Below are 15,229 nucleotides of genomic sequence, written 5' to 3'. Positions count from 1 at the left end.
CTCAGCGCGTGCGGTGGCAGTCCTGCGTGTCCAGCAGAACCCACTCGCCATTCTTGAGCATGGATTCATGTATGACAAAGTTGTCCTCGTCGACCCGTCGAAAGACGGTGCGTACTTCGACATGTGAATCCGCGAGTGTGTAGCGGCCCTGGAAGGGCAGCTCACCGTCTTGCCAGCCGGGTGCGGTGGAGAATCCCTGCATTCCCGTGTCGTCGTAGTAGTAGCTGGTGAACACCGCGTCGGTGGAGTTCCATCCGAGCAGCCATCTGCCGCTGAGCTGCTCACCGTTCGTCCGGTTCGCCGTCAATTCAAACTCGTAATAGTGGCCGCTCAGGACTGGCTTGATCTCTCCGGTGATCTTTGTTCCGGTATTGAGAATGCATGACATTGTGCCAAGCATGAAGTCGAGCTCGTGCATCTGCTCGGGCGCCGGTACCGCACCGGTGAAACCCGCGCTCGTGTCGGCCATAAGTCCACTCCGGAAGGGGTGAGGGAGGACAGGGATGTACGGCGAGTGTCCGTCGTGGGCGGTGTCCCCCCATACCCGTAGGTCACCCCTAAGTGTCCGCGCTCCGGTAGGGGGTTGGCGCGGGGTAGGGGGAGGGGTGGCGGGGCAACAAAAGGAAAGTTGAATTCCGCTTCACTCGCGATCAGTAGTGTTGTCGATGCCAGTAATTAGGCGCAGTTCGGGGTATCTGTCACCGGGCGCGTGGCAGCGAAATTGCGGGTTCCGTGACTGGTCAACCAAATGCTACTGTGCTCTCGGTTGAGTGACGACACCGACAACTGGCTTCGGTCTTAGTCACTCGCAGTGAAGTGCTTTTGATCAACACGGCAGACTTCAGGTCACGGTGCTGGTCTCCATCCACTGTCACATCGGCCGGTCATGTCTGCCAAGAAGTGTCCAAGCCGTAGGAACGGGGGAGCCATGGGACAAGCCGGATTGATGCTGGAGCTCACCGAGCGTGATGCTCCGTTCATGGAACTTCATCACTTACTGAAGCGGAGTATGGCGGGGCAGTTTTCGGTCGCCTTGGTGAGCGGGCCGTTGAGCAGTGGAAAGACAACGTTGTTGCACACCTTCGCGGAGTACGCGGAGAGCCGGGGCGCGGCCGTTCTGAGCGCCAATGCCTCACGTGCCGAACAGTCCATGTTCCTGGGTGTCCTCGAACAGATCTTCCAGGCCTGTGAAACCTGTGCGCCGAGCATCGAGGAAGCCATCGTCGGCTGGATGAAGGAGACATCCGACGGCCTGGCGCCGGACCGCGCCGCGCCCGGCGGACGATGTAGCACCATGTCGCTCTCACGCGTCGTGTGCGAGGCGCTCAGGGACCTGGCCCGCAGCCGCCCCGTCGTCATCCTCGTGGACGACGCCCAGTTCGCGGACGACGCCTCCTTGCAGTGCCTGCTCCACCTGGCCCGCCGACTCCACTCGGCCCGGGTCCTGCTCGTCCTCAGCGAAGCGGAATTCCTCGCCCCGATCCCTCGTGACGTCAGGTCCGAGCTGCTGCGCTCCCCAGGTTGCTCCCGCGTACCGGTCGAGCTCCTGAGCGAAGCGGGGGTCGCGGCCGCCATCGCGGGGGAGGTCCTGCCGAGCACGGCAGGTCACCTCGCCGGCCCCATCCACCGTATGAGCGGCGGCAACCCGCTGATCGTCAAGGCGCTCATCGACGATTTCCAGTCCAAGCCGGACCTGATATCCGGGCTGCCCGCAGCGGGCAGCGCCCACCGACGAGCCGTACTCGACCTGCTGCACCGCAGTGACTCGCGCCTGGTCCAGGAGACGGCCCAGGGCATCGCCATCCTGGGCCAGCAGGCGTCACTCCCTCTGCTCGGCAGGTTCCTCGGCCACGATCTGTCCCTGCTCGCCCAGGCCGTCGACGTCCTGCGCTCCACCGGTCTCGTGGAAGGCTGCCGCTTCCGCCACGGCGCCGCGCGCTCCGCCGTGCTCAGCAGCATGAGCGGCGGTGAACGCAAGAAACTCCATACACAGGCCGCCCACCTGCTGCACGAGGCCGGCGAAGCCGCCTCCGTCGTCGCCAGGCACATCCTGGCCTCCGGCGAACAGCAGCCCTGGTGTGCGGCCACCTTGCGCATCGCAGCCGAACAAGCCCTGGCGGAAGGGCGGTCGAGCGCCGCCGTCCGCTATCTGCGCTGTGCCCATCGCGCCTGCGGTGACCCCGCCGAGCGCGCCGGGCTCGCCTCCATGCTGATCAGCGCCGAGTGGCGCAGCAACCCCGCGGGTGCCGTCGAGCGCTATCTGCCGGAGCTCGTCGAGGCCGTCGCCGCGGGTGTGCTCACCGGTGACGACGCCGTACGCACCTTCCACTATCTGTTGTGGGACGGCCAGTTGGACCAGGCCCTCGACACCCTGCGCGACATACGCCGCAACGGCGAGGCGGCCACCGGCCACCATGACGGGCTGCCCGAACTCGACTCGGCGGCGCTGTGGCTGCCGTACTTCTTCCCCGGTCTCGCCGACGAGGTCATGGGGCGCCCCGCACAGCCGCCGCACCCCTCCTCCACGGTCGCCTCCTCGCTGTGGGCCCCGCAGCACCAGACGGTGGCCATGCTCGAAGCCGTGCTGCGCGAGGGCCACCTGGAAGAGGCGGTGCAGAAGGCCGAGCAGATCCTCCTCACCACGCACCTCGACGACAAGACGCTCCTGCCGGTCACATCGGCGCTCATGACGATGGTGTTCGGCGACCGCCTCGACGTGGCCGCCTCCTGGTGCGACTCCCTGCTCGGCGCCACCACCGTCGAACACACCCCGATGTGGCGGGCGTTGTTCATGACCCTCAAGGCGGCCGTACACCTGCGCAGGGGCGAGCTCGCCGAATCCGCGCAGGTCACCCAGGCCGCCCTCGCCCTGGTGGCGCCCGAGAGCTGGGGCGTGGTCATCGGTCTGCCGTTCTCCCTGCTCATCCAGACGGCCACCGCCATGGGCCACTACGAGAAGGCCGCCACGTATCTGACGATGAAGATGCCCCCCGCCGCGTCCCAGACCCTCTTCGGCGTCGCCTACCTCAACGCACGCGGCCACTACTACCTGGCGGCCAGTCAGTTCAAGGCGGCCTTGCGGGACTTCAACAGCGTGGGTGAAACGCTCGCCCGCTGGCGCTTCGACAGCCCGGCGGTCTTCTCCTGGCGCACCAGCGCCGCCCACGCACACCTCTGCCTGGGGGAGACGGAGCAGGCCGTCGCCCTCCTGAAGGAACAGCAGAGCCTGCTCGGGCCCGATCAGCACGAGGCCTGGGGGCTGACCCTGCGGGCCTGGGCGGCCACCAAGGACGCGCGGGCCGCCGTCACCCCCCTCAAGGAAGCCGCCAAGCGGTCCCAGCACGTCGGCAACCGCCTGGGGTTGGCCCAGGCCCTCGTCGGCCTGTCGCACGCCTACAAGGCACTCGGCGAGCACGACCACGCGGAGGTCACCGCGGCGCGCGCCCTCAAGCTGGCCAACCAGTGCGGTGCGGGACCGCTCAAGGCCATGCTGGTCCCCATGACGGGGGGCGCCGAACGCCCCGGCGTCAGCCCTGCCGCCGCGCCGGAGACCTCCACCGTCGCCGTCCTGAGCGCCGCCGAGAAACGTGTGGCGGTCCTCGCCGGTCAAGGCCACACGAACCGTCAGATAGCCGAGAAGCTGTACGTCACCGTCAGCACCGTCGAGCAGCACATGACCCGCATCTACCGCAAGCTGTCGGTCAAGCAGCGCTCCGACCTCGGCCCCGCCCTGCAGTCGGCCATCCCGGCAGAGTGACCCCACCTCACCCCACCTCACCCCACCTCCTCCCACGCTCCCCCACCTTCTCCCACGCACCCCCACCCGCCCCCGCTTCCCCCCAACCCCCTGTGCTGCCTGCCTATGGCAGTTAAGGGGGTCCTGATTCCCCGGTAGGGGGCTGACGGGACCACCAGCGCTGCATAGGTTCGCCTGGCGTAGCCGAGCTTCCGCCGGCGACACGGCTGTGCCGCCTCCGACGTACCGGCCCGCAGATCCGACAACCCGCGCCCCCAGGAGGGTTCGATGAACTACGGCATCTCGCTGCTCCCCGACTGCCGCCCGGAGGTGCGCTCGGCTCCCGAGTACTTCGCCGACGTACTGCGCGTCGCGGAACTCGGCGACGAACTGGGCTTCTCCCACATCAAGATGACCGAGCACTACCTGCACAGCGCCGGCGGCTACTGCCCGAGCCCCCTGGCCTTCCTCTCCGCCGTCGCGGCCCGCACACAGCGCATCCGGCTGCTCACCGGCGGCATCCAGGCCTCCTTCCACCACCCCATCCAGATCGCCGCCGAGGCCGCGCAGGTCGACGTCATGAGCGGCGGCCGCCTGGACGTCGGCTTCGCCCGCGCCTTCCTGCCCTACGAGTTCGACGCGTTCGGCGTGAGCATGGACGAGAGCATCGTGCGCTTCCGTACGACGGTCGACTCCGTGGTCCGGCTGTGGACGCAGGAGAACGTCACCGAGAACACCCCGTACTACCGCTATGAGAACGCCACTTCCTACCCCACCTCCATCCAGCGCCCCCACCCGCCGGTGTGGATCTGCGCCGTGATGTCGGAGAGCAGCTTCCGCTGGGCCGGTGAGCAGGGCTACAACCTGCTCGTGACGGCGTCCCCCCAGCCCGAGACGTTCCAGTTCGTCAACGGCCTCGTCAGCGCCTACCGCGAGGAGTTCGAGAAGCACCACGGCCACACCGGCCGTACGCCGCAGACCGCCATGGTCGTGCCGCTGGTCCTCGCGGACACCGACGAGGAGGCCATGGAGTCGGCCCAGCCCTACCTCCAGGAGTACATCGACGTCTGGAAGGAAGCGGCCCAGTCGGTCCTGACCGTCGACTCGCCCGACTACAAGGGCTACAGCCAGGCCCTGTCCAAGTCCGTCGAGGCCGGCGGCAAGGGCGCGGGCGGCAACGGCATCATCGGTTCACCGGAGACCGCCGCTCGACGCATCGACGAGATGCAGAGCGCCCTGGGCATGGACACCATCCTGTGGCAGGTCGACTTCGGCGGACAGCCGTACGCGATGATGGAGCGCACCCTGCGCCTCTTCGCGGAGAAGACGCGGCCGATGCTCGGCTGAGCCGGGCCCACGCCGCCGAGGAGAGGACCCACGTACGTGCCCCAGCCGGACATGCGCGGTGCATCGCGCCAGATGACACCCGTCGTGCCACCACCGCACCTGCGTTCCGTGCTCCGCAACCTCGCGACGGGCGTGACCGTGGTGACGACCGACACGCCGGAAGGACCGGCCGGCGTGTCGATCAACTCCTTCACCTCGGTCTCGCTCGAACCGCCCCTGGTCCTGTTCTGCATCAGCAGGACGTCACGGACCTGGCCGGCCATCGAGACCGCGGGCCACTTCGCCGTGAGCATCCTCGGCAGCGGCCAGGAGCGGATCGCCCGCCAGTTCTGCGCCACCGGTGTGGACCGGTTCGCCGGCCAGCGGCTGACCACCGCCTGGACCGGTGCGCCCGTCCTCGCCGACGCCGCCGCCTACCTCGACTGCACCCTCGCGCGCGTCGTCGACGCCGGTGACCATCACGTCGTCATCGGTGAAGTCGTCTCCGCGGGCGCCCTCGGCGACCAGCGGCCGCTCGTCTTCGCACACAGCCGGTACGGCACTTTCTGACCCGTGCAAGTGCCTTGGCCAACAAGCGGATTGGGCTGACTCGACCGTGCCGTCCCTCACTTTCCTCGCCTCCTTCAAGGAGCATGCCGGGCGTACGCCGACGGCCCCGGCGCTGATCACCGACGCCGGTGCCGTCACGTACGGCGAACTGGCCGCGCAGACAGCGGCGTTCGGGGGCGCGCTGCGTGCCGCGCACGTCCCCGCCGACGCCCCGGTCTGCGTGTACGCGCCGACCTCGGCCGCGACCGTCGGGCTGACCATCGCCTGCCTCGCCGAGAACCGCCCGGTGCTGCTGCCGTCCGCGGAGCTGGGCGAGGACACCCTGGGCGAGCTCGTGAGCCGGGCTGGTGCGGAGTGGATTCTCGCACCCGAACCCTCGTGCCGCATGGGCGATGTGACGGCCCGGCAGGTCGAGCCGCTGCCGGAACACGCCGTCAAGCCGGTCGTGCCCGACGGTGTGGGTCTGATGCTCACCACCTCGGGGTCGACCGGTGTGCCGAAGGTCGTACCCCTTCCCCGCGACGGCGTGGAGGCGTTCATCGCCTGGGCCACCCGGCGCTTCGGCATCGGGCCGGGCACCCCGGTGCTCAGCTATGCCCCGCTCAACTTCGACCTGTCCCTCCTGGAGGTGTGGACGACCCTGGCCGCCGGCGGCAGCGTCGTGCGCGTGGACGCCGACCGGGCCGGGGACGGCACCTATCTACGGAACCTGATCGCCGAGCACGGCGTCCGGCTCGTGCAGGGCGTGCCCATGCTCTACCGGCTGCTCCAGGACGCCGAGCCCACCGCGCCTTCGCGCCTCGCCGCCCCGCGCCACGTCCTGTTCACCGGCGACACGATGCCGCCGAAGGTGCTCGCCGCCATGCCGGAGCTCTTCCCCGAGGCCCGCTTCTGCAACGTGTACGGCTGCACGGAGACCAACGACAGCTTCCTGTACGAGGCGGACCGCACGGCCATGAGCGCGGGGGAGCCGCTGCCCCTGGGCACCCCACTGCCGGGCGTCGACGCGCTGGTCCTCGGCGCGGACGGGCTGCCGCTCTCCGGCGCGGGCACGGGTGAACTCGTCGTCCGCACACCGTTCCAGGGCCGCGGCTACCTCGGTGCCGGCACGGCGAACGGCGGCTTCGTCACCCGTGACGACGCCACCGGAGTGCCGCGTGTGTACTTCGCGGGCGGTGACGTCGTGCACCGCGACGCCGACGGGTGCCTGACCCTCGTCGGACGCAACGACTTCCAGGTGAAGGTGCGCGGCACGCGCGTCAACGTACAAGAGGTGGAGCAGGTCCTGCTCGACCATCCGGACGTGGTGGAGGCCGGGGCCGTCGCCGTCCCGGACGAGCTCGCGGGACACCGGCTGCGCGCCTTCGTCCGCGCCGTCCCCGGCGCCGGCCTGGGAGTGCTGAAGCTGCGCCGGTACTGCGCGCAGCGGCTCACGCGGGCCGCCATCCCCGAAGACCTGCGCATCGAGCGGGAGGCGCTGCCCCGGGGCGCGACCGGCAAGATCGACAGGGCTGCGCTGCTCCAGCTTCCGTAGCAAAGGCTTTCCCCCAGTTCACCCGCCGCGGCGGGTGAACCGGCCTGCGCTGAAGCACTCATGACGTAGCGTCACATCCCATTTCTTCTTGTCGAACGCCTTACCAGGCGCCAATTACGAGAGTAGGCTCCGAAATGACTGTTCACTAGCTATCGATGGATGGGTGTTGTGTCTACCTTCCTCTACAGGCTGGGCCGCCTGTCGTTCCGGCGGCGGAAACTGGTTGCACTCGTCTGGCTGGGGCTGCTCGTCGCCGCCGTCACCGGCGCCGTCACCCTGTCCGGCCCGACCTCGGAGGAGTTCCGCGTCCCTGGTACGGAGTCGCAGAAGGCCAACGACCTGCTCGCCGAGCGCTTCCCGCAGGCAGCGGCCGACGGGGCCACGGCCCGCGTCGTCTTCGCCGCCCCGCCGGGCGAGAAGCTCACGGACGGGCCGGAGGCCAGGGCCGCGATCGACGAGACCGTCGCCACCCTCAAGCGCGCCCCCGATGTCGCCAAGGTCGACTACGCGAGCGATCTCGTCTCCAAGGACGGCCGCATCACCTTCGCGCAGGTCAGCTACAAGGTGCCGGCCGGCGACCTCACCGAGAAGGACAGGGACGCCCTCAAGGCGGCCCCCGACCCCGCCCGTGACGCAGGCCTCAAGGTCGAGATGGGCGGCGACGCGATCAAGCCGCAGGGCAGCGGTCTGACCGAGATGGTCGGCGTGGTGGTCGCCGCGGTGACCCTCATCATCGCCTTCGGCTCGCTCGTCGCCGCCGGACTGCCCCTGCTCCTGGCCTTCGTAGGCCTCGGCATCAGCGTCTGCGCCATCTACGCGGCGACCGGCTTCATCGATCTGACCGAGGACGCCATGGTCCTCGCGATCATGATCGGTCTCGCGCTCGCCATCGACTACTCGCTCTTCGTGATGTTCCGCTACCGCCACGAGGTGCGTTCCGGAAGGACACCCGAGGAAGCCATCGGGCACGCGGTCGGTACAGCGGGCACCGCCGTGGTGTTCGCCGGCCTCACCGTGATCATCGCCCTCTGCGGCCTCTCCGTGGTGCAACTGCCGCCGCTGACACAGATCGCGCTCTCGGCCGCGGTGTCCGTCGCCATCACCGTCTGTGTGGCCCTCACCCTGCTGCCCGCGGTCCTGGGCTTCGCGGGCAAGAGGGCCATCGCGGGGCGGCGCGCGGGGGCCCCCGCGAAGAAGACGGAACAGCGGGCCGCGGGGGAACCGGCGGCGGAGACGACGCGGGACAAGGGCGAAGTGCTGCCGGGTGGCACGCTGTTCAGCTTCACGCCGCCCCTCGGAAAGCGCTTCGGCAACCTGGTCGCCCGGCGCCCCCTGCCGGTCCTCCTGGTGACCCTCGTCGGCCTCGCCGTCGTCGCCATCCCCGCGTTCTCCATGCGCCTGGGCCTGCCCGACGAGGGCACCGAACCCGCGCACACCACCCAGCGCGAGGCGTACGACCTGCTCAGCGACGGCTTCGGCCCCGGCTTCAACGGCCCGCTGCTCGTCGCCATCGACAGCCCCGAAGGCACCGACGCCAAGTCCGTCGCGGACCGGATGTACAAGGACGTCAAGGGACTCGAGCACGTCGCAGCCGTCGACCAGGCCGTCGTGAACAAGGCCGGCGACACCGCCCTGCTGACCGTGGTGCCGACCAGCGGCCCCACCACCGAGTCCACCAACGACCTCGTGGACGCCATCCGCGACAAGGGCAGCGCGGTCCAGGACGAGACCGGGGCGGACGTCGCGGTCACGGGCAAGACGGCACTCAACATCGACATGTCCAAGAAGCTCTCGGACGCCCTGGTGCCCTACCTGATCCTGGTGGTCGGGCTCGCCTTCCTGCTCCTCATGATCGTGTTCCGGTCGGTCCTGATCCCGCTCACCGCCGCGCTCGGCTTCCTGCTCAGCGTCGGCGCCACGTTCGGCGCGGTCGTCGCCGTCTTCCAGTGGGGCTGGCTCACCGACGTCCTCGGCATGAGCTCCCTCGGCGTCACCGTCAACCTCCTGCCGATCTTCATGATCGGCGTCGTGTTCGGACTCGCCATGGACTACCAGGTCTTCCTGGTGACCAGAATGCGCGAGGAGTACGTCCACGGGGCGGGCACCAAGGAATCCGTCGTCGCCGGATTCTCATACAACGCCCGTGTGGTGACGGCCGCGGCGGTCATCATGATGAGCGTCTTCGGCGGCTTCACGCTCGCCGAGTCCACCATGGTCCAGGCCGTGGGGTACGCACTGGCGGCCGCCGTCTTCTTCGACGCGTTCGTCGTCCGCATGGCCATGCTGCCCGCCGTCATGTGCCTCCTCGGCCGCGCGGGCTGGTGGCTCCCCGGTCCGCTGCAGCGCCTGCTGCCCGACGTCGACGTCGAGGGCCGCGAGCTGCGGAAGCTGGAGCAGCTGCCACAGCAGCCCGCGCGCGCCGAGCCCGCGGTCACCTCACCGGGCGGCGGACGCGAATAGACCGCACCGCCCCCACCTTGCCGGCGCCCGCCCCACATCCCCCGGGGGGCGGGCGCTTTTCATGCCCTCCCCCTAACGGAAAGGGCCGCCAATTAGGGGCGCGGGCCCACCTGTTAGGGGCGCTCGCAGGCCTGTTAGGGGCTGACGGCCCCAAGCCGCCATCCTACGATCAAGGCGTTGTCGAATAAGGGCCGTGCGCCTTCGATCCCGGGAATGGAAGCAGGTTTTATGAACGCGGATTTCGACGTCCTGATCGTGGGCGGCGGACCGGCCGGTTCTTCGGCCGCCGCCTACCTCGCCAAGGCCGGTCTTTCGGTGGCCGTGATCGAGGGCGAGAACTTCCCGCGCCCGCACGTGGGCGAATCCCTGGTGCCGGCCACCACGGCGGTGCTCCTGGAGACCGGCGCGATGCCCGAGGTCGAGCGCGCCGGATTCCCCCGCAAGTACGGGGCGGCCTGGACAACGGCCGAGGACCGCGAGATCCCCACCAACGGCTTCACCGGAATGTCGTACGACTGGACCGCCCAGGTCAGGTTCGGTGAGCGCGCCCAGCCCGGCGTGGACCGCGAGTACACCTTCCACGTCGACCGCGGGAAGTTCGACCTCATCCTGCTCAAGAACGCCGAGAGCCTCGGCGCCAAGGTCTTCCAGGGCGTACGCGTGACCCGCGCCGACTTCGACGACCCGGACGGCGTCACCGTCATGTGCCGTGCGGGCGGCAAGGAATTCCCGATAACCGGCCGCATGCTGGTCGACGCCACCGGCCGCCAGACGCTTCTCGGCCGCCAGCTGAAGCTGAAGGAACCCGACCCCATCTTCGACCAGTACGCGGTGCACGCGTGGTTCGAGGGCGTGGACCGCAAGGCACTCGCCATCGACCCCGAAGAGATCGACCACATCTTCGTGCACTTTCTGCCGATCAATGACTCGTGGGTCTGGCAGATCCCCATCACCGACAGCGTCACCAGCTTCGGTGTCGTCACCCAGAAGAACCGCTTCAAGGAAGCGAACACCGACCGCGAGAAGTTTTTCTGGGACTGCGTGAAATCACGCCCCGACCTGTACGAGGAACTCCAGAAGGCCGAGCGTATTCGCCCGCTCAAGACCGAGGGTGACTACAGCTATCACCTGAAGCAGATCTGTGGCGACCGCTTCGTCATGATCGGCGATGCCGCGCGGTTCGTCGACCCCATCTTCTCCAGCGGCGTGAGCATCGCCCTCAACACCGCGCGCCTGGCGTCGCAGGACATCATCGCGGCCTTCGAGGCCGGCGACTTCTCCCACGAGCGCTTCCGGCAGTACGAGAAGGCGCAGCGCCAAGGTGCCCAGAACTGGTACGACTTCATCTCCATCTACTACCGCCTCAACGTCCTCTTCGCCGCCTTCGTGCAGGACCCGCGCTACCGCATCGGCGTCCTCAAGCTGCTGCAGGGCGACATGTGGGAGGAGGACCCGCAGATCCTGCGGGAGATGCGGGAGTTCGTGGCCACCGTGGAGGACGACCCCACCCACCTGTGGCACCCCTACCTGGGCAGCCTCCGCGCCTCGGCTCCGACCATCTGAGCATGCTGATCGCATCCGGCCTCGTGGCACCGCTCGGCCAGCACCAACTCGTGTTGCTGCTGCTCCAGGTGAGCCTCCTGCTCCTGCTCGCCCTGGCGCTCGGCCGCCTCGCCCGCCGCCTGGGCATGCCGTCCATCGTGGGCGAGCTCTGCGCGGGCGTGCTCGTCGGCCCCTCGGTGCTGCATCAGCTCTGGCCGGATCTGTCCGGGTGGCTGTTCCCCTCCGACGTGAACCAGGCCCATCTCCTCGACGGGTTCGCGCAGTTGGGCCTGGTCCTGCTCGTCGGTCTCACGGGCGTGGAACTGGACTTCGGGGTGGTGCGGCGGCGGGGCAGAGTGGCCGCGCAGATCAGCGCGGCCGGCTTCCTCGTCCCGCTCGGCCTCGGCGTCCTCGTCGGCTACTCCTTGCCCGGCGAGCTCATGCCGGACTCCACCGACCGCATGGTCTTCGCGCTCTTCCTCGGCGTGGCCATGAGCGTCAGCGCCATCCCCGTCATCGCCAAGACGCTGTTCGACATGAAGCTCCTGCACCGCAACGTCGGGCAGCTGATCCTGGCGGCGGGGGTGGTCGACGACGTCGCCGGCTGGATCATGCTCTCCGTGGTGTCCGCGATGGCCACCACCGGGCTCGCCGTGGGCGACCTGGGCCTTCCCCTGACCTTCCTGACGCTGGTCATCGCCTTCGCCGCCACCATCGGCAGACCCGTCGTACGGAAGTTCCTCACCCTGCTCGGCAAGGGACAGGAGCCGGGTGTCCGGGCGGCCGGAGTCGTCGTGGCCATCCTGCTGGCCGCGTCCGCCACCCACGCGATGGGGCTGGAGGCGGTGTTCGGGGCGTTCGTCTGCGGCATCCTGATCCGCTCCAGCGGAGCCGTGGACGGGGTCGCGCTCGCGCCCCTGCGGACGGTGGTCCTCTCGGTGCTCGCACCCGTCTTCTTCGCCACGGCGGGCCTGCGCATGGACCTGTCCGCACTCGCCGACCCCACGGTCCTCCTGTCGGCGGTCGTGGTCCTCCTCGTGGCCGTCGCCGGAAAGTTCGCGGGCGCGCTGATCGGCTCGCTCGCGGGCCGGCTCAGCCGCTGGGAGGCGATCGGGATCGGGGCGGGCATGAACGCGCGCGGTGTCATCGAGGTGATCGTCGCGATGGCGGGCCTGCGGCTCGGCGTCCTGACCGAGGAGGTCTACACGATCATCGTTCTGGTGGCCATCGTGACCTCCCTGATGGCACCGCCCCTCCTGCGCCTGGCCATGGGGCACGTGGAACACACGGCGGAGGAACGCCTCCGCCAACGCGACATGACCCCGGTCCCGACCAGGGAGGAAGCACCCTGACCCAAGAGGAGGCGCCCTGACCCGAGGGGAGGGGCCCGCCCTGCCTCCACCGCGCGTCCGCCCCGACCTCCATGTCGGATTCTCGCCAGCCACCCCCACCCGCCATGCCCGATCCTTGAGGCATGACCACGAGTTCTCCGCCGCTCCCCTCGATGCATTCCGACGCCCAGCGCTGCGTACGTGCGGTGCAGTCGAAGGACGCCCGGTTCGACGGCTGGTTCTACACCGCCGTCACCACCACCCGTATCTACTGCCGCCCCAGCTGTCCCGTGGTCCCCCCGAAGCCCGAGAACATGAGCTTCTATCCGAGCGCGGCAGCCTGCCAGCAGGCGGGGTTCCGGGCCTGCAAGCGGTGCCGGCCGGACAGCAGCCCGGGATCCCCCGAGTGGAATCAGCGCGCCGACCTGGTGGCCCGCGCGATGCGGCTCATCGGCGACGGCGTGGTGGACCGCGAGGGTGTCCCCGGCCTCGCAGGACGCCTCGGCTACAGCACCCGCCAGGTGGAACGCCAGCTCCTCGCGGAACTCGGCGCGGGCCCCCTCGCCCTGGCCAGGGCCCAGCGCGCCCAGACGGCCCGCCTCCTCATCGAGACGACCTCGCTGCCCATGGCGGAGATCGCCTTCGCCGCCGGGTTCGCCTCGATCCGCACCTTCAACGACACCGTCCGCGAGGTCTTCGCCCTCGCCCCGGGCGAGCTGAGGGACCGCGCCCCCAAGGCCGCCAGCCGGGTCTGTGCCCCCGGAGCGCTCTCGCTCCGCCTCCCCTTCCGCGCCCCGCTCAACCCCGACAACCTCTTCGGCCACCTCATCGCCACCGCCGTACCCGGCGTCGAGGAGTGGCGCGACGGCGCGTACCGCCGCACGCTCCGCCTCCCGTACGGCCACGGGGTCGTCGCCCTCACCCCCGCCCCGGACCACATCGCCTGCCGCCTCAGCCTCACCGACATGCGCGACCTCACGATCGCCATCAGCCGCTGCCGCCGCATGCTCGATCTGGACGCGGACCCGGTCGCGGTGGACGCCCAGCTGAGCGCCGACCCGCACCTCGCACCCCTGGTGGCCAAGGCGCCGGGGCGCCGCGTGCCGCGCACGGTCGACGAGGCGGAGTTCGCCGTACGCGCGGTACTGGGCCAGCAGGTGTCCACCGCCGCCGCCCGCACCCACGCCGCCCGCCTGGTCACCGCGCACGGTGAGCCGATCGACGACCCCGAGGGCGGCCTCACCCACCTCTTCCCGGCGCCGGAGTCCCTGGCCGCGCTCGACCCGGAGGCACTCGCGCTGCCGCGCAGCCGCCGCACCACCCTGACCACGCTCGTACGTCACCTCGCCGACGGATCACTGCGGCTCGGCGTGGAGAGCGGCTGGGAGGAGGCCCGCGCCCGGCTCACCGAACTGCCCGGCTTCGGCCCCTGGACCGTCGAGGTCATCGCCATGCGGGCGCTCGGCGACCCCGACGCGTTCCTCCCCACCGACCTGGGGATCCGCCGCGCGGCACAGGAGCTCGGCCTCCCGCACACCCCGGCCGCGCTGACCGAGCGGGCCGCGGCCTGGCGCCCCTGGCGGGCGTACGCCGTTCAGTACCTCTGGGCCACCGACGCCCACCCCATCAACCGCATCCCGGCCTGAAGGCCGGCCCGAGAGGACAAGCCCCGTGCACCGTCAGCACACACTCATCGACAGCCCCTACGGCACCCTGACCCTCGTGGCCACCGACGGGGTCCTCAGCGGCCTCTACATGACGGAGCAGCGCCACCGCCCGGCCGAGGAGACCTTCGGCGACCGCGACGCAGGACCGTTCGGCGAGACGACCAGCCAGTTGGAGGCCTACTTCGCGGGCGAGTTGAAGGAGTTCGACCTCCCCATGCGCCTGGACGGCACGCCGTTCCAGCGCACCGTCTGGCAGCAGCTCCAACTGATCCCGTACGGCGAGACCCGTACGTACGGGGAGCTCGCGGCCCTCCTTGGCAAGCCCAACGCCTCGCGCGCCGTCGGCCTCGCCAACGGCAAGAACCCCATCGGGGTCATCGTGCCCTGCCACCGGGTGATCGGCACGAGCGGCTCCCTGACCGGCTACGGCGGCGGACTCGACCGCAAGCAGCGGCTGCTGGCCTTCGAGGGCGCGACCACACCACGCAAGGAGGACGCCCTCTTCTGACTCCGCACCCCGAGACGTGCCGGACCGCGGAGTGCGACCGGATGGTTCAGCCGACCCGCACCCCGTTCTCCAGCTCCACGGTGCCCGTCCCCGCGTCGAGCGCCTCGAGCGCGGCCCGCACCCGCAGCCCCAACTCGCCCGGCAGGAAACGGGGCAGGTCCTCGCGGGCCACCAGACGCCAGGAGAGCAGCTCGTCCTCCTGGAGTCTGATCGACTTCAGCCGATCGTCGCCGAGCACCCCGCCGTCGTACAGGTAGGCGACCAGCGGGGGCCGCGCGACACCCGGCACCCAGTCCACCGCGAGCAGCGCGCCCAGCTCGACGTCCAGACCGATCTCCTCGGCGGTCTCGCGGCGTGCGCCCTGCCGCGGTGTCTCGCCCTCGTCCGACTCGACGGTGCCCCCGGGCAGGGCCCACCCCTCCCGGTAGTTGGGCTCGACGAGCAGCACCCGTCCCTCGGAGTCCCGGAAGAGCGCGGCGGCCCCGGCGATGACGCGGGGCAGGCCCGCGATGTACGTGGCGTAATCCTGAATGGTCACGTGAAAAGGGTAGACGC

General features: G+C 69.8%; 11 protein-coding genes. 9 read left to right on the top strand and 2 right to left on the bottom strand.

Features of this window, described 5'->3' with window-relative positions:
- Window position 1 precedes the first annotated feature (1 nt).
- Window positions 2–469, bottom strand: coding sequence for a DUF1579 family protein (locus ACWGIH_RS02050; RefSeq protein WP_453451777.1), 468 nt, complete (start codon window positions 467–469; stop codon window positions 2–4).
- A 417-nt stretch (window positions 470–886) separates the two neighbouring features.
- Between ACWGIH_RS02050 and ACWGIH_RS02045 the strand changes: the two genes are divergently transcribed.
- The 9 genes from ACWGIH_RS02045 to ACWGIH_RS02005 all read left to right on the top strand — a co-directional run bounded on the left by ACWGIH_RS02045 (window position 887) and on the right by ACWGIH_RS02005 (window position 14,674).
- On the top strand, window positions 887–3,757 hold the full coding sequence (locus ACWGIH_RS02045) for a helix-turn-helix transcriptional regulator (protein WP_453691578.1): 2,871 nt from the start codon (window positions 887–889) through the stop codon (window positions 3,755–3,757).
- Between the two features lie 267 nt (window positions 3,758–4,024).
- A complete protein-coding gene (locus tag ACWGIH_RS02040) occupies window positions 4,025–5,083 on the top strand; it encodes an LLM class flavin-dependent oxidoreductase (protein ID WP_453451778.1) in 1,059 nt (352 codons plus the stop codon).
- Between the two features lie 36 nt (window positions 5,084–5,119).
- The gene (locus ACWGIH_RS02035) at window positions 5,120–5,632 is read left to right on the top strand and encodes a flavin reductase family protein (RefSeq protein ID WP_453451779.1); all 513 of its coding nucleotides are present in this window, start codon (window positions 5,120–5,122) and stop codon (window positions 5,630–5,632) included.
- 46 nt (window positions 5,633–5,678) lie between these two features.
- Entirely contained in the window at window positions 5,679–7,166 is a 1,488-nt protein-coding gene (locus tag ACWGIH_RS02030) for an AMP-binding protein (protein ID WP_453451780.1), read from the top strand.
- 168 nt (window positions 7,167–7,334) lie between these two features.
- Window positions 7,335–9,626, top strand: coding sequence for an MMPL family transporter (locus ACWGIH_RS02025; protein ID WP_453451804.1), 2,292 nt, complete (start codon window positions 7,335–7,337; stop codon window positions 9,624–9,626).
- Between the two features lie 228 nt (window positions 9,627–9,854).
- A complete protein-coding gene (locus ACWGIH_RS02020; protein ID WP_453451781.1) occupies window positions 9,855–11,189 on the top strand; it encodes an NAD(P)/FAD-dependent oxidoreductase in 1,335 nt (444 codons plus the stop codon).
- Between the two features lie 2 nt (window positions 11,190–11,191).
- Window positions 11,192–12,520, top strand: a complete 1,329-nt coding sequence (locus ACWGIH_RS02015) for a cation:proton antiporter (RefSeq protein WP_453451782.1) — start codon at window positions 11,192–11,194, stop codon at window positions 12,518–12,520.
- A 152-nt stretch (window positions 12,521–12,672) separates the two neighbouring features.
- Complete coding sequence (locus ACWGIH_RS02010; RefSeq protein WP_453451805.1) at window positions 12,673–14,145, top strand: AlkA N-terminal domain-containing protein; 1,473 nt, start codon at window positions 12,673–12,675, stop codon at window positions 14,143–14,145.
- Window positions 14,146–14,170: 25 nt separating this feature from the next.
- Complete coding sequence (locus tag ACWGIH_RS02005; RefSeq protein ID WP_453451783.1) at window positions 14,171–14,674, top strand: methylated-DNA--[protein]-cysteine S-methyltransferase; 504 nt, start codon at window positions 14,171–14,173, stop codon at window positions 14,672–14,674.
- Window positions 14,675–14,720: 46 nt separating this feature from the next.
- Here the strand turns inward: ACWGIH_RS02005 and ACWGIH_RS02000 are convergent, their stop codons facing one another.
- On the bottom strand, window positions 14,721–15,212 hold the full coding sequence (locus tag ACWGIH_RS02000; protein ID WP_453451784.1) for an NUDIX domain-containing protein: 492 nt from the start codon (window positions 15,210–15,212) through the stop codon (window positions 14,721–14,723).
- Between the last annotated feature and the right edge of the window lie 17 nt (window positions 15,213–15,229).

This window comes from Streptomyces sp. NPDC054872, assembly GCF_053610705.1.
Note: the sequence above shows the minus strand (reverse complement) of the source record. Positions and strands in the feature narration are given on the sequence as shown.

Excerpts from the sequence above, each read along its gene's own strand:
- ACWGIH_RS02050 (WP_453451777.1), bottom strand. The coding sequence starts at position 469 with ATGGCCGACACGAGCGCGGGTTTCACCGGTGCGGTACCGGCGCCCGAG.
- ACWGIH_RS02045 (WP_453691578.1), top strand. The coding sequence starts at position 887 with ATGTCTGCCAAGAAGTGTCCAAGCCGTAGGAACGGGGGAGCCATGGGA.
- ACWGIH_RS02040 (WP_453451778.1), top strand. The coding sequence starts at position 4,025 with ATGAACTACGGCATCTCGCTGCTCCCCGACTGCCGCCCGGAGGTGCGC.
- ACWGIH_RS02020 (WP_453451781.1), top strand. The coding sequence starts at position 9,855 with ATGAACGCGGATTTCGACGTCCTGATCGTGGGCGGCGGACCGGCCGGT.
- ACWGIH_RS02015 (WP_453451782.1), top strand. The coding sequence starts at position 11,192 with ATGCTGATCGCATCCGGCCTCGTGGCACCGCTCGGCCAGCACCAACTC.
- ACWGIH_RS02010 (WP_453451805.1), top strand. The coding sequence starts at position 12,673 with ATGCATTCCGACGCCCAGCGCTGCGTACGTGCGGTGCAGTCGAAGGAC.